The 14,612-nt window shown below is 39.2% G+C and carries 13 protein-coding genes; 7 read left to right on the plus strand and 6 right to left on the minus strand.

Features of this window, described 5'->3' with window-relative positions; translation table 11 throughout:
• Positions 1-11: 11 nt before the first annotated feature.
• From CXF64_RS11300 to CXF64_RS11315, 4 genes are all read right to left on the minus strand, one after another.
• Positions 12-1,181, minus strand: coding sequence for an efflux RND transporter periplasmic adaptor subunit (locus CXF64_RS11300; RefSeq protein ID WP_101217050.1), 1,170 nt, complete (start codon positions 1,179-1,181; stop codon positions 12-14).
• 289 nt (positions 1,182-1,470) lie between these two features.
• Positions 1,471-2,772 carry a hemolysin family protein gene (locus tag CXF64_RS11305; protein ID WP_007582388.1) on the minus strand — a complete coding sequence of 434 codons (1,302 nt, stop codon included), beginning with the start codon at positions 2,770-2,772 and terminating at the stop codon, positions 1,471-1,473.
• A 148-nt stretch (positions 2,773-2,920) separates the two neighbouring features.
• On the minus strand, positions 2,921-3,610 hold the full coding sequence (locus tag CXF64_RS11310) for an amino acid ABC transporter substrate-binding protein (RefSeq protein WP_101217051.1): 690 nt from the start codon (positions 3,608-3,610) through the stop codon (positions 2,921-2,923).
• A 129-nt stretch (positions 3,611-3,739) separates the two neighbouring features.
• The gene (locus CXF64_RS11315; RefSeq protein WP_007582386.1) at positions 3,740-4,849 is read right to left on the minus strand and encodes an arginase family protein; all 1,110 of its coding nucleotides are present in this window, start codon (positions 4,847-4,849) and stop codon (positions 3,740-3,742) included.
• Between the two features lie 454 nt (positions 4,850-5,303).
• On the opposite strand from CXF64_RS11315, the gene udp reads away from it, so the two are divergent.
• The gene (udp, locus tag CXF64_RS11320) at positions 5,304-6,059 is read left to right on the plus strand and encodes a uridine phosphorylase (RefSeq protein WP_007582384.1); all 756 of its coding nucleotides are present in this window, start codon (positions 5,304-5,306) and stop codon (positions 6,057-6,059) included.
• Positions 6,060-6,127: 68 nt separating this feature from the next.
• Here udp and cdd read toward each other — a convergent pair whose 3' ends face one another.
• Both cdd and ppc read right to left on the minus strand, forming a co-directional pair.
• The gene (gene cdd, locus CXF64_RS11325) at positions 6,128-7,054 is read right to left on the minus strand and encodes a cytidine deaminase (protein WP_101217052.1); all 927 of its coding nucleotides are present in this window, start codon (positions 7,052-7,054) and stop codon (positions 6,128-6,130) included.
• Positions 7,055-7,479: 425 nt separating this feature from the next.
• On the minus strand, positions 7,480-10,125 hold the full coding sequence (ppc, locus tag CXF64_RS11330) for a phosphoenolpyruvate carboxylase (protein ID WP_101217053.1): 2,646 nt from the start codon (positions 10,123-10,125) through the stop codon (positions 7,480-7,482).
• A gap of 120 nt (positions 10,126-10,245) precedes the next feature.
• Here ppc and CXF64_RS11335 point away from each other — a divergent pair, with 120 nt between their 5' ends.
• From CXF64_RS11335 to CXF64_RS11360, 6 genes are all read left to right on the plus strand, one after another.
• Positions 10,246-10,644 (plus strand): thiol-disulfide oxidoreductase DCC family protein, encoded by a 399-nt coding sequence (locus tag CXF64_RS11335; protein ID WP_101217054.1) that lies wholly within the window; start codon positions 10,246-10,248, stop codon positions 10,642-10,644.
• Positions 10,641-11,363 carry an SDR family NAD(P)-dependent oxidoreductase gene (locus tag CXF64_RS11340; RefSeq protein WP_101217055.1) on the plus strand — a complete coding sequence of 241 codons (723 nt, stop codon included), beginning with the start codon at positions 10,641-10,643 and terminating at the stop codon, positions 11,361-11,363. The genes CXF64_RS11335 and CXF64_RS11340 overlap by 4 nt, the downstream gene beginning before the upstream one ends.
• A 9-nt stretch (positions 11,364-11,372) precedes the next feature.
• The gene (locus tag CXF64_RS11345) at positions 11,373-11,981 is read left to right on the plus strand and encodes a flavin reductase family protein (RefSeq protein WP_024605704.1); all 609 of its coding nucleotides are present in this window, start codon (positions 11,373-11,375) and stop codon (positions 11,979-11,981) included.
• Positions 11,982-12,082: 101 nt separating this feature from the next.
• Positions 12,083-13,303 (plus strand): M24 family metallopeptidase, encoded by a 1,221-nt coding sequence (locus CXF64_RS11350; RefSeq protein ID WP_024605703.1) that lies wholly within the window; start codon positions 12,083-12,085, stop codon positions 13,301-13,303.
• A gap of 120 nt (positions 13,304-13,423) precedes the next feature.
• A complete protein-coding gene (locus CXF64_RS11355) occupies positions 13,424-14,083 on the plus strand; it encodes a DsbA family oxidoreductase (RefSeq protein WP_008134379.1) in 660 nt (219 codons plus the stop codon).
• Positions 14,084-14,250: 167 nt separating this feature from the next.
• A complete protein-coding gene (locus CXF64_RS11360) occupies positions 14,251-14,598 on the plus strand; it encodes an energy transducer TonB (protein WP_101217056.1) in 348 nt (115 codons plus the stop codon).
• The last annotated feature ends 14 nt before the right edge of the window (positions 14,599-14,612 follow it).

Here is a 14,612-nt window from a genome sequence, read left to right on the forward strand (position 1 = left end):
AAAACTCTCCGTTATTGCGCTTGATCGGCTTTAGCAGACGATTGAATTTCAGATGGATTCACTGGTGCACCAGGGCGGATTTTTTGTAAACCTTCAACTATTAACTTATCGCCATCCATTAAGCCATCAGTAACAAGCCAATCAGATCCAATCGTTCTATCTACTTTTAATACGCGGCTTTCTACTGTGTTGTCTTTGCTGACAACCATTGCTGTTGGTTCGCCTTTTGAATTACGGCTAACACCACGTTGCGGAGCTAAAATAGCACCCGCCTTAACACCTTCCACAATAGAAGCTCGGGCATACATGCCTGGCAATAATAATTTTTCTGGATTTGAAAATTTAGCACGTAGTATTACTGAGCCAGTACTTGGATCAACTGTCACTTCAGAAAACTGCAATGTGCCTTTATGAGGATAAACAGAGCCATCTTCCATAATAAGTTCAACGTCAGTTTGGCTCGTCGAATCAACAGTTAGAGCACCTGATGATATTGCTTTTTTAAGTTTGGTAAGCTCATTACTTGATTGTGTTAAATCGATATAAATTGGATCTAACTGAGTCACTGTAGCAAGTGCAGTACTTTGATTGGCACTTACTAATGCACCTACAGTTACGCTTGATTTACTAATTTGACCACTAATTGGTGACGACACATGGCTGTAATCAAGGTTAATTTGCGCCGATTTCAACTGCGCTTTAGCCGTTAATAATTCTGCTTTTGCTTGCTTGTATGCAGCATCTGCTTCATCAAAGTCTTGCTGACTTACCGCTTTTATTTTTAAAAGCTCGCTAAAACGAGATGCTTTAGCTTTACTACTTGAAATACTCGCCTGAGCACGTGCAACACTTGCTTCACTTGCTGCTAAGTCTGCTTCAAATGTCGCAGGGTCTATTTGATACAGAGCCTGGCCTTGTTTAACCTCTTTACCTTCTACAAATAAACGAGATTGCACAATACCACTTACTTGTGGGCGAATTTCAGCAATTTGAAATGCACTGATACGACCAGGAAGTTCTTTTTTGAGAGTAAGCGCTTGGCTTTTTAATGTAAGTACACCCACTGGTACAGCTTTAGGAGCTGAAGCTTGTGACTGCTCAGCAGCCTGATCGCAACCAGTTAAAGCAACAGAACCGACGAGGGCTGACAATACAAATAAAGCGATGCGGGAACGCTGCATGTTAAATACCTTTTAGTTTAGAGTGAACGATCATTCTAAGTTAAAACGCGCTGATAATGAATCTTAATTAGAAGAAATTTACACAAACTTACACTCCTCAGTACAATATACGTCTTAGGTTGCATTTAATGTTAATTAGATGAAAATAGAATCAAGACTGTATGAAAATAAAACAACTTAACATATTGAAATAATATCTCATTTTAGAAACGAAGTTTTTAACAGACACAAAAAAGCCAAGCAAATACAGCTTGGCTATTTATATAAAAACTAAAGCGCACACCTTATTTTAAAGGATATTAGCACTCTGCGGGTTAATAACCCTTGAAACTAACAACTGCTCTACCCTAATTCCTTCTACATCAACAACTTCAAACTTAAAGCCTGAAAAAGTTAAATGCTCCGCGCGTTTAGGTATTCGCTTCATATTGTAAATTAAAAAACCAGCGACCGTTTCATAGTGCATCTGGTCAGGAAATTCTTCTATATCAAGTACTTTTGCTAAATCGGTAATTGGGGTTAAGCCATCTACAAGCCATGAATTTTTATCGCGTTCTATGATTAATTCGTCGCCTTGATGAGTGATTAAATCACCCATAAACCCTTTCATTAAATCTTTTACCGTTACAATACCAACCGAAAGCGCATATTCGTTTACGACAACAGCAAATGGTTTTGCTGCACTTTTAAACGCATTTAAAGCTTCAGATAAGCTTAATGTTTCGGGTAAGTAAAAAACATCTTTATCAATGAGATCATCGTTTATATTGGCAGCTTCGCCTTTTAGTACTTGTCGTAAAATATCTTTAGATTCAACAGAGCCATGCAACTTATCTAAATTTCCTGACACCACTAAAAAGTGGTTATGAGGATGGTCAATAATTTTAGTCGCAATATCATGGCTAGATTCGTTTAAATCAAAATATACAATTTGGTCGCGTGGCGTCATTACGCTTGATAAAAATCGTGCTTCTAGGTCAAACACATTGCCAATTAATTCATACTCTTGCTTTTGCAAACTACCATATGCAGCACCTGCTTCCATCATGGCAACAATGTCCTCAGTTGTCACATTGTCTTCTCGCTCAGCGGGCACTTTAAATAAGCGCAACACAAAGTTAGTGACACCATTAAAAAACATCACCAGCGGGGTTAATGCAAAGGTAACCCAGCGCATTATTGTAACCACTCTAACAGCGACCGCTTCTGGCATGATCATCGCTAAACGCTTTGGCATTAAATCGGCGAATAATATAAACAAGGATGTAATAGTAAAAAATGAGAATAAAAAGCTAATTTTTTCTAAATGCGCACCTTGATAAAACAATACCAACACACTTTCAACATAAGGCGATAAGGCCTGCTCGCCCACAATACCACCCAATATCGCTATCGCGTTGAGTGCTATTTGGATCATGGCAAAAAAAGCCCCTGGATTTTCTTGTAGCTTTAGTACCGCTGCTGCCTTTATATTCCCTTCATCTGCCATTACTCGCAGTTTTATTTTACGCGACGCTGCAATTGCTATTTCTGACATAGCAAACAACGCACTGATCAAGATCAATAAGCTAATCCCGATTAAATCACCCATTTAACGCTCCAAAAAGTTAGTGCTTTTTTAAACAAAAAGCAGCTGGATTATAATCGGTTTTTAAAATGCGGCAATTTATATTTATAAAATATATTAAAGTGATTTAATTTCATGAGGTTACATTGATTAAACTGTTTTTTTAAACTGTTTAATTGCCTTTAAAGGCGACTTTTAATTGAACAACTAAGGCCGGATCCATATTTATATTACAAGCAAAAAATAATGGAGATTGGGCTGTATTTAGATTTAGTAATGGCTCGAGTAGCTCAAGCCTAGGTTCAGTTTTTATTCGATAGCTAAATTGCTTTTTGCTAAGAACAACAAAATCAAGGATATTGTGACGAGTGCTTATGAGTTTATCTATTTTATCGAGGCTATCGATGAGTAATAAATGCTTGTTCTCACTAAAGCCCCTCTCAAGCAAATAGTGATGACTAAAGTTATCACGCAGTACTGCTATTTTATATTTTTTAGCATCATTGAGAGTATTTAACTTTATACCTCTAGATTTTAGACCATAAATGGCTGAATCAAAGCTTTCCAGTTCACCTACCCAGTTAAACTTACTTTCTCTATTAGGTAATCGAACAATTGAAAATATACAGGTATTTTTATCACGTAGCGCTACATTGTAAGATATGGCCCAACTATGCGCCAACATAGTGTATTTTATACCAGTACCTTCTAGCGCTTTATGAACTTTATCGACAGAACGGCCAGCGAGTTTATTATCTTCATTGAGATACTGAAAGTCCGGAAATACTTCCGTTACTATTGTGATTTCAGTTGCATCAACTTTAATACAGCTAATGAACAATAAAAAGATCAATAATTTCATTTAGCAAGGCCTCAACTAACTCATTATAAGTATTTAATAAATATAGCTGAGGCTTTATGAACTGCTAGTTTTTAGTCATGTAATGCACACTTATACGCTGATAGTGCTAGTATTTATAGCTCCTACAGCTTACTTGTTCATCGCACTAATTAAAAAGGCTGAAATTTTAGCGCCTTCTCTAAGTGTCGTTTCAGAGCTTGATTGACCCACTAAAGAGCTGTCGGTAAATGGCGCTATTTCCATCATATCAGCACCCGTAATCGGAAACTCATCCGCAATGGCTGATAAAATATCAAGCGCATGCTGTGGTGTTAAACCATTATGTTCTGGCGTACCTGTGGCAGATGCAAACTCTGCATCAAGCGCATCAATATCAAAGCTTACGTATACTTCATCAACGTTATCAGCTTTTAATTGTGCAATAGCGTCGGCAGCAACCGCTGCTGCGCCGCGCTCAATGATTTCATGTGCCCAATGTTGCTTAACGCCAAAGGTACTTTCCCAGTGCGCTTTAGGCTTGCCACTTGAGCGTATACCAAATTGTATTAAATGATGTGGCGCTGGTAAAAACTCTAAAATATGTGTACACCAAGAGCCAAAACATAAATCTATGCCTAGGCGCTCAACAAGTAAATCTGTATGCGCGTCAAAGTGAATAATAGCAGTACGCTTACCTTGCTCACGTTTTGCTTTTAAGTACGCTTTGGTAAGTGGGTAACTAATTGAGTGATCGCCACCAATACCAAATATCCCTTTATCTTTAAATGTCGCGTAAAAGCTGTCGCATACATCCTCTGTGATTGATAATGGGCTTACGTAGTAGTCGTTATCTTCATTACCGTATAGGGCTTTTTGGCAATTAGAAATGGTTGCATCATTTAGGTATTTATCATGAAGTAAATGTGGGATTACACGTACATCGCCTAAATCAAACGAGTGACACTGCGGTTGCTGATCAATTAAAGCTGAGCGCACAAACAGTGGCCCCCAGTTTGCACCGCGTAAAATACCACCGCCACAGTCTGAGCTAATACCTAACATAACGGCTTTATGTGGAGAATTTGGTAATTCATTTAAAGACTCGCGCCACAAATTATCAACGTTTTCAGTTTGTCCATAAAGTTTATTACGCAGTGCGGCTTTGCGCTCTTTTGCAGTATTTACTGTGTATACGCCATCACCCGGTGCGCACAAACAGTGCTCAACTTTGTTTTTAAATGCTTCAAATTGTGTGCTCATAATAAACTCCTTCGATTTTTATTCTGTACGTAGCTAATTACTTTTGATTAGTTATGCAAAATCACCAAAAGTGCCTAAACTTCAAATAAATTCCACTTTGCTAAATAAGTCTGTGCCTAATATAAATAAACACGTTATCTTTTACGTGCTTAATACAAATTTAAGCCATTGAATTAATTTAATATTAATGAATATTTGCCATAAACTATTTAATTGTAGTTACGCGCTTGGTTGATACTTATTATGTCTGCTTGAACATGTCAACAGCACAACAAGGCTACTTGTATAAGCACTTGATTGAATATTCATAGTTGATGAATAAATCAAATTAGTTCTTAAAATTATTAAGACTTAATTGGAGGAGTTAAGATAAAACGGACAATCGTCCTGTACTTGATAAACGTTTCTAGCAATGATGCTAGATTGACACAATTTATTATAAAAAGGCTTAGCTATGGAAAAGGTATTTCACTTAGGACTATGTATTGACGATCTTAAAGGTGCAAAACTTGCGATTGTACCGGGCGATCCAGATCGTGCTGCACGCATTTCACAATTCCTAGACAACCCAACCTGCCTTGCTCAAACTCGTGAGTTTCATGTTTACTTAGGTCAACTAAACGGCCATTCGGTGGTTGTTTGTTCTACGGGTATTGGTGGTCCATCTACGTCGATTGCAGTAGAAGAATTAGCACAACTTGGCGTGCGTAAATTTTTACGTATTGGTACAACAGGTGCGATTCAGCCACATATCAACGAAGGCGAAATTTTAATTAGCCAAGCGTCTGTACGTTTAGACGGTGCAAGCCAGCATTTTGCTCCTCTTAGCTACCCTGCTGTGTCTGACTTTTATGCAACACAAGCTATGGTACAAGCATGTAAAAACTTAAATATCGATTTTCATATTGGTATTACTGCATCAAGCGATACATTTTATCCAGGACAAGAGCGTTACGATACGCATTCTGGTTACGTTCCTAAATCACTACAAGGTAGCTGCGAAGAGTGGCAAAAACTGGGCGTGATGAACTACGAAATGGAATCAGCAACATTATTTACTATGTGTGCAGCCCTTGGTTTACAAGCAGCATGTGTTGCCGGCGTACTTGTTAATCGTACTCGCCAAGAAATACCAAATGTTGACCATGGCGAAATTGAGCGTAAATCTGTAGCGGTAGTATTAGAAGCGGCTAAAGTATTACTTGATTAATACCAAGTAAACTCAATAGATAAAATTGTAAAGCACAGCTCTGGCTGTGCTTTATTGTTTTTAAGAGTTTATTTTAGCTGAGCGCTAATTACTTCTATTGCCGGTAGATTTTTAAAACTTGCAAGTACAGCACGTGCTACACCCTCTTGGTTTTCATGGCCTGCGGTTTCTAAAAGTGTAATACCTTTTACCGTCTGCTCATCAAAGCTAAGCCCTGCGATAAATAATTGGCTAAGTGCACTTTGTAGTGGCGACAAGCTTGGGCTGTATGCTGCGTTTTCTGCGTAACTTCCGTAAAAATCACCATTTTTAAATGTACTAATTTTTACTGCACTAAAGTTTTTACTATAGGGTACGTATGCGTTTAATGCTGTACTTGCTAATTTTTCATCTAGTTGATCATTTGCAAATACTTGCTGGTGAGGCTCTGGATTAAACAAGCTAAACGCGTTACCTAAATCAGTCGGCCCAAACGAGTGCGGCAGTAATTCTGCCAATTTAAAGTGTTGCTCTGGCAATAAAATATCAAACTCTTTCGCATCAGCGAGTTCGTTCATGAACTGACGACAATACCCACACGGTGCATCGCTAATCGCTATTTTAACTATTTTTTTAGCGCCGTTTAACCATGCGTTATTTATAGCCGATTGCTCTGCATGAACCACTAAACTCAATGCTTGATGATCAAACTCTACATTTGCACCAAAGTAAAAGTTTACCTCATCGTTTTCATCAAGTGCTTTAACAATTGCGCCTACATGAAAATCTGATATCGGCGCAACGGCATACTCAGAGGCTAAAGGTACTAAACCTTGTAATAATGCATCATCAGACACATTTAATTGTGCGCATAACTGCTTAATATTATTAGAATTTAATATGCCACGTTGTGATTTTAATTGACTACGTAATGACGCTGTTTGCGCTACGTTTAATGTGATGTGCGAATTTGTAAGTGCTGTATCTTGCTGTACAGTAAAAGTTGCTGAAGCCATAACATTTTTTAATTATTCAATGGCTAAGTAGTTTAAAAGGTTAAGCCGCTAATTGCTAGGGCCTGTTGACCTTTCAGGATTAAAATTTGTTCTAACTAGGGACGATTTAATCGTGGCGCGAGGTTTGTAACCTAGTGGGCTAAGTAAAAACCGAGCAACAAAGAGTTAATCGTCCCTAGGACGAACCTTCGGGCAGCGCGTGTTTGGTCTTTATGCTGCGTTATCGCCTATTTATGGGGAATAACCACACTACATAGGCTCTGCCTTGCCTAAATACCAAATACACTGCTGCAAATTTAACCTCGAAAGATAAACAGGCCCTAGGTTATTAAACGCAAAAAAAGGGAGCACATCGCGTGCTCCCTTTAATTTTAACTGGTATGCCCAACAAAATAATTAATTGGTATACCTAACAAAATAACATGTTAGCCGGTATTACGCATACCTGCTGCAATACCTGTCATCGTGATCATTAATGCATTATCAATGTCACCTTCGTTGCGTTTTTCCTCTGAGCGAGCACGGCGTAAAAGCTCAACCTGTAATAAGTTAAGTGGATCGGTGTACGGGTTACGTAAACTAATCGACTCCTTAATCCAAGGTTGTTCGGCTAATAGGCTTTTTTGCGGGCTAAGTGATTGCACCAAGCTAATGGCTTCTTGAAGCTCTTTACGAAGTGTTACACCTAGTGGTTTGTACATATCTTCCACCAGCGCATTATCATAATGCTCACTCAACCAACAATCGGCTTTACTAAATACCATTTCTAGCATTTCTAGGCGCGATCTGAAGAACGGCCACTGTAAGCTCATTTCGTTTAGAGTTTCTGCGCCGTACTTATTAAGCGCAGCTTTTAAGCCTGTTAACGCACCTAGCCATGCAGGAAGCATTAAACGGTTTTGGCTCCACGCAAAAATCCATGGAATAGCACGTAGACTTTCAACGCCACCATTAGGATTACGTTTTGCAGGACGCGAGCCAAGCGGTAACTTAGACAGTTCAAGCTCAGGTGTTGCCATTCTAAAGTAAGGTACAAAGTTTTCATCATGACGAACTACATTACGGTAATGCTCACATGACTCCTCACTTATTAGCTTCATTACTTCGCGCCACTCTGGTTTTGGCTCTGGTGGCGGTAATAAGTTACTTTGCAAAACTGCGCCTGCGTAAATATTTAAGCTTTGCAGTGCTACATCGGGTAAACCAAATTTAAAGCGAATCATCTCGCCTTGCTCGGTTACACGTAAACCCCCTTTTAAAGAGCCTGGCGGTTGTGAATGCAGCGCTTGTGCAGCGGGTGCACCACCACGTCCTACTGTACCACCGCGTCCGTGGAATAAAACAAGCTCAATACCACGTGCATCAGCAAGCTGTACTAGCTTATCCATTGCTTCGTACTGCGCCCAACCTGCTGCCATCATGCCGGCATCTTTAGCTGAATCAGAGTAACCAATCATTACGTTTTGAGTGTTTTTAATGTGCCCGCGATACCAAACATTATCAAGCAGTGTGGTAATTACATCACTGCCTGCGTTTAAATCGTCGAGTGTTTCAAACAACGGTGCTACTGGTAAATCAAAGCTACAGCCGCTTTCTTTTAGCAATAGTTGTACTGCTAAAATGTCTGACGCTGTTCGCGCCATCGAAATAATATACAAACCAAATGTTGCTTCGTCTTGCTTGGCAATTACATCAAAGGTATCAAGTACTTCTTGTACATCAGGGCTTGGTTGCCAATGCTTTGGAATAAGCGGTCTGCGTGAGTTAAGCTCTGCAAGTAAAAATGCTTGTTTGTCTTGCTCTTGCCATTGGTTGTAGTCGCCTAAACCTAAATAACGAGTCAGTTCTGAAAACACATCGCCGTGGCGAGACGAATCTTGGCGCACATCAAGTTTAGCTAAACGCAAACCAAAGCTATTTATACGGTGCAGTAAATCAAGTAATAAACCATCCGCAACTACTTTCATATTACACTTTAATAACGAGCGATAGCACACTTCAACTGGGTGCTTAAGCTGATTAATATTAGTAATTAAATCTTGTGAATCGCTGCGCTTATTTTTAATTTTAGCACCTAAGTGCGCCACTGTTTCCGCAACCTGATTTTTAAGCTTTTTAATTACTGCTCTATATGGTTCAAATTCCTGCCCTGCAAGCTCAACAAGCTCATCACTGGCATCTGACATAGATAATTCAGCGCACAACGTTTTTAAATCTTGAATGTATAAGTTAAGTGCCATCCAACGACCATGATCAAGCACTTCTTTTGTTACCTGCGATGTTACAAATGGATTACCATCACGGTCTCCACCCATCCACGATGTAAACTCAATTGGGCTGTAATCAATTGGTAACTCTAAGCTCAACTGGTCTTTAACATTCGCTGAAAATTCACGTAAAAAGCGCGGAACCGCATGCCAAAGGCTATTTTCTATTACTGCATAGCCCCATTTGGCTTCATCAACTGGCGTTGGGCGAGAGCGACGAATATCGTCGGTATGCCAAGCTTGGCTAATCAGCTGTTCAATACGATTTAAAATATTGTCCCGCTCTTGCACTAAGTTATCTTTTCGCTCTAATGACGCTAAGCAATCACTTAGTTCAACGTGTTTGTTAATAATAGTACGGCGCGTCACCTCGGTTGGGTGAGCGGTTAATACTAAATTTATGTGGAGTTTTGAGAGTGTTTCGGCCAAATGATTACTGTCTAACTGGCCTTGTTCTGCTTTTGTAGCTAACGTTTTTAATGTTTGAGTGAGAGGGTTTTGTTGACCAAGGCCAACGTCATTAAAACGCGAAACGGTATGAAATTGCTCTGCTACATTAGCAAGGTTTAAAAAATGATTAAATGAACGGGCAACCGGTAAAAGCTCTTCATCACTAAGCGCATGTAAAACATCTATTAGCGCTTGTCTGTCGTCTTCGTTACCACTGCGAGATGATTTTGATAAAGCACGAATTTCTTCCACTTTATCTAAAATCGCTTGACCTTGGGCATCTTTGATTGTTTGTCCTAGTAGTTGCCCTAGTAAATTTACATTACCTCGCAAGGCGGCGTATTGTTCACTCATTTATCAGTCTCCATTTTTTCGTAGGACACTATTAATATCATCATGAAGAGATATTTAATAGATCCATTTGCAATGTCTTGTCGTAAAAAAGTATATATAAAATAATCACAAAGCATTCACATGATCATTTTTTACGATGGTAACTGCCCTCTTTGTAGCACCGAAATGCAGCAACTAAAACACGCTGATAACAAAAACTTAATTACGCTTGAAGATCTTAACGCGAGCGACTTCAGCGAGCGCTACCCGTATATTGATAAAGACAAAGCAATGAACTACCTTCAAGCTCAAAAGCAATCAGGTGAAATGATTTATGGGCTTGATGTAACTTACGAAGCATGGAAAATAGTGGGTAAACACAGCTGGTTGAAAATTTTTCGCTTGCCAATAATTCGCTTTTTCGCTGACTGCGGATACCTATTATTTGCTAAGTATCGGCACCTCATCAGTCGCTTTTTAATGCCAAATACTCAGTGCAGTAACGGCCAATGTGGACTAAAAGCAAAAGGTGATAAATGAAAACTATTGTTTTATTCGGCGCAAGCAGTGCCATAGCAAATGCATATATAGAACATTTACAAATAAACACGCCTACTCATCAGATCGTTTGTATTAGTTCAAAAAGTATTGAGTCTGGCTCAAGTGTTGTCCACCTGCATACTGACTACACAAAAAAAAGTTTAGCGCGCGTTACTAATTACCTAAAAGAGCAAAATGCCGATATACAACAAGTTATTATATTCAATGGTACACTGCACAACGAAACCCATATGCCCGAAAAAAAGCTGGAGGATTTAGACGCTGAGTATTTTAGCCAACTTCTCAATTCAAACACCCTAACTCCCCTACTTTGCTTGCAGAGTATTTTGCCGCTCTTAACACATAAAACGCAGTGTACTATTACAGCACTCAGTGCGCGCGTAGGCAGCATAAACGACAATAAATTAGGTGGTTGGTATACTTACCGCGCATCTAAAGCGGCGCTTAACATGCTATTTAAAACGGCGGCTATAGAGCTTGCTCGTCGTGCTAAAAATACCAAACTCATTCTGTTTCACCCTGGCACTACCGATACAGCACTTTCAAAGCCTTTTCAAAAAAATGTACCTGAAGGCAAATTATTTACGCCTGAATTTGTAGCTAAGCAACTATTTGAATTAACAAACAATAACCCTGATTTAAAACTAAACGGTGAGCCTGCTTATTTAGACTGGCAAGGCTCAACCATACCGTGGTAAGGATTTTTAATGCATTTTACTAAAGCGCGTATAGACGCACTTGAAAAACATACCCGTACACATTTAATTAATTCTCTTTCGGGTTTTAAAAGCGCCAATTTAATTGGCACGCAAGACTTACTCGGCAATACCAACTTGTCGATTGTAAGCTCGGTTATTCACCTTGGGGCTAACCCACCTTTAGTCGCCATGATTATGCGCCCTCACAGTGTGCCGCGTCATACGTTTGAAAATATTTTACAAACGGGAACTTACACCATTAATCAAGTGAATAAGTCGATTTATAAACAAGCTCATCAAACTTCAGCCCGTTACGATAAAGACGAGTCTGAGTTTGATGCTACAGGGTTAACGCCTGAATACTTAAACGACTTTGCAGCGCCTTTTGTAAAAGAAAGCCGCTTAAAGTACTCGGTTAAATTTGTAGAAAACCAACATTTAGCCATCAATGGAACTGAGCTCGTTATTGGCGAAATTATGGATGTTTTTGTTGATAAAGCTGCGCTGCAAAGCGATGGTTTCCTAGATTTACAAGCAATTGAAACAGTCGCAGTAACCGGGCTTGATAGCTACCACACAAGCAATAAACTCACGCGTTTACCTTACGCTAAAAAATAATATGACCTTTTAAGAGGCTATAAACTATTAGCCTCTTATCGCATAACATTGAATTTTACCTTGGTATTAATCACACTAGTTAAAAATCCAAGGAGAAAAACATGACTACCATCGGTATTGGTACACAATCGAGCGAACAAGCGTTGGCAAGCCTAAGTAATATGACGCAAACGCTAACCCCTATTGCAGCTGACGAACATTTAGATCGCATAGCCAAAGCGCAAGCTTATATGTTAGCAAACAACATAGATGCAATTTATTTAAACGCTGGCACCAACCTAACCTACTTTACAGGTATGAAATGGTACGCGAGCGAGCGCATGGTTGGCGCAATATTACCGGCCCTTGGTGAAGTACAATACATTGCGCCTTATTTCGAAATTGGTTCACTAAACGGGTTTAAAGTAATAGAGGGGCCTATTCATGGGTGGCAAGAGCACGAAAATCCTTATGCACTTTTTGTTGAAGTACTAAAAAAGTTAAATATTAATGAAAACGCAACCATTGGCATTGATGAAAGCGCACAATTTTTTATATTCGACGGCATTAATAAAGCACAAACGGGTTTAACACTCATAAACGCACAACCTGTAACGGCGCATTGCCGTATGCATAAATCAATTCACGAGCTTAGCTTAATGCAGCGCGCGATGGATATGACCTTAGCCGTACATCAAGCCACAGCAAGCATGCTTTATGAGGGAATAACCACCACCGAAGTAGAAGCCTTTATTAAGCAAGCACATCAAAAAGTAGGCGCGCCAGGTAACTATTTTTGTATTGTTTTATTTGGTGTTGCAACGTCTTTTCCGCACGGTGTTAAAGATGCCCAAGTACTTAAAAAAGGCGATATGGTATTAATTGATACCGGCTGTAAAGTACACGATTACCTATCTGATATTACCCGTACCTATGTATTTGGCGAACCAACCATACGCCAACGCATGTTTTGGGATCATGAAAAAGCAGCGCAAATGGCGGCATTTAATGCAGCTAAAATCGGTGCTACGTGCGAAGACGTAGACGCTGGCGCACGTACTTATTTAGCGGCGCAAGGCCTAGGTCCGCAGTACCAAACACCGGGTTGCCCGCATCGAACTGGCCACGGCATTGGGCTAGACATTCATGAATGGCCATACTTAGTTGGCGGTGATAAAACCCCACTTGCCCCAGGCATGTGCTTTAGTAACGAGCCAATGTTAGTTATACCTGATGAATTTGGCGTACGTTTAGAAGATCATTTTTACATGACCGACAACGGCCCTCATTGGTTTACACAACCAAGTTATAGCATTGACGACCCATTTGGGCTTAACGCTTAATACTGAATTCCTTCAAGAGCAGCTGTTTAGCTGCTCTTTTTAGTTTGGTATTGATAAAGCTAAATTAATCCCAATATCCTTTTTTATACTTAGTTATAAGCAATCCTCAAAAGGATAAATATGAAAAACTTTAAAATTGATATCGTTTCAGACGTAATGTGCCCTTGGTGTGTAGTGGGTTATAAAAATCTAGAAACTGCACTAGAGCAACTCAAAGACGAAATGAGCGCAGATATTACGTGGCATCCTTTTGAACTAAATCCAGATATGCCAATTGAAGGTCAAGACTTAAACGAACACTTAATGCAAAAGTACAACCTAAGTGAAGAGCAAGGCGACGAAAATCGTAAAAACATGTTCGAAGCCGGTCAGCGTGCTGGGTTTACCTTTAATTTTGATGGCAAACGCATCATGATCAACAGCTTTGATTTGCATCGTTTATTAATGTGGGCACGTGAAGAAGGTAAGCAAACCGAGTTAAAACTCGCCTTTTTTGAAGCGCACTTCACAGATTTAAAATACTTAAATCAAGAAGAAGCGTTGCTCGACGTTGTTGAAAAAGTGGGTCTTGATAAAGAAACAGCTCGCGGTATTCTACATTCAGACAAATACGTACAAGACGTACGCCAAGAGCAAGACAACTTTAAACAGATGGGTATTACTTCAGTACCTACGTTTATCATAAACGATAAATATGCGCTTACTGGCGGACAACCAAGCGACTCATTCATTCAAGCACTAAAACAAATTAGTGAAGAAGAAGCCAAACAAGACGCTTAATATACAAATAAAGTTTAAAATTAAGAAAGGCTGCACATTGCAGCCTTTCTCGTATATTCATCAGTTCAAAAACAATACAAATTTATTATTCACCTTAAATCTCTTTTGGTGTCATTATAGAAACTACATCTAACTAATCGATAACAATACCTATAAAGGGATTTATAATGAAATATATAATTACAACATTAACTTCACTGTTTCTTTTAACCGCATGTTCGACAACACCTCTACCTGATAGCCCTAACTCTACGCTAATAATGCCCAGTCCTCCGGAGTATCCAATTAAAAGTGTCCGTGAAAAAATTGAAGGCAGTGTGACAATGTCTTTTGATGTAAATACATCTGGTAAGCCCATTAATATTAAAGTGATTAAAGCTGAGCCTGTGAAAATTTTTGATAAAGCAGCGATTCGCTCTCTTTCTAAATGGCGTTACGCACCGAAAGTAGTTAATGGTATTGCGGTAGTTGATGAGAATTTAGAAATGACTATAGATTTTAATTTAGCAAAATAATAACTAACTCATTT

Origin of the sequence: Pseudoalteromonas sp. GutCa3, assembly GCF_002836155.1 — a bacterium.
Lineage (GTDB): Bacteria > Pseudomonadota > Gammaproteobacteria > Enterobacterales > Alteromonadaceae > Pseudoalteromonas > Pseudoalteromonas arctica.

Bases quoted from the DNA above. Each gene is read 5' to 3' on its own strand.
- CXF64_RS11300 (WP_101217050.1), bottom strand. From the start codon at position 1,181: ATGCAGCGTTCCCGCATCGCTTTATTTGTATTGTCAGCCCTCGTCGGT.
- CXF64_RS11305 (WP_007582388.1), bottom strand. From the start codon at position 2,772: ATGGGTGATTTAATCGGGATTAGCTTATTGATCTTGATCAGTGCGTTG.
- CXF64_RS11310 (WP_101217051.1), bottom strand. From the start codon at position 3,610: ATGAAATTATTGATCTTTTTATTGTTCATTAGCTGTATTAAAGTTGAT.
- CXF64_RS11315 (WP_007582386.1), bottom strand. From the start codon at position 4,849: ATGAGCACACAATTTGAAGCATTTAAAAACAAAGTTGAGCACTGTTTG.
- udp (WP_007582384.1), top strand. From the start codon at position 5,304: ATGGAAAAGGTATTTCACTTAGGACTATGTATTGACGATCTTAAAGGT.
- cdd (WP_101217052.1), bottom strand. From the start codon at position 7,054: ATGGCTTCAGCAACTTTTACTGTACAGCAAGATACAGCACTTACAAAT.
- ppc (WP_101217053.1), bottom strand. From the start codon at position 10,125: ATGAGTGAACAATACGCCGCCTTGCGAGGTAATGTAAATTTACTAGGG.
- CXF64_RS11335 (WP_101217054.1), top strand. From the start codon at position 10,246: ATGATCATTTTTTACGATGGTAACTGCCCTCTTTGTAGCACCGAAATG.
- CXF64_RS11340 (WP_101217055.1), top strand. From the start codon at position 10,641: ATGAAAACTATTGTTTTATTCGGCGCAAGCAGTGCCATAGCAAATGCA.
- CXF64_RS11345 (WP_024605704.1), top strand. From the start codon at position 11,373: ATGCATTTTACTAAAGCGCGTATAGACGCACTTGAAAAACATACCCGT.
- CXF64_RS11350 (WP_024605703.1), top strand. From the start codon at position 12,083: ATGACTACCATCGGTATTGGTACACAATCGAGCGAACAAGCGTTGGCA.
- CXF64_RS11355 (WP_008134379.1), top strand. From the start codon at position 13,424: ATGAAAAACTTTAAAATTGATATCGTTTCAGACGTAATGTGCCCTTGG.
- CXF64_RS11360 (WP_101217056.1), top strand. From the start codon at position 14,251: ATGAAATATATAATTACAACATTAACTTCACTGTTTCTTTTAACCGCA.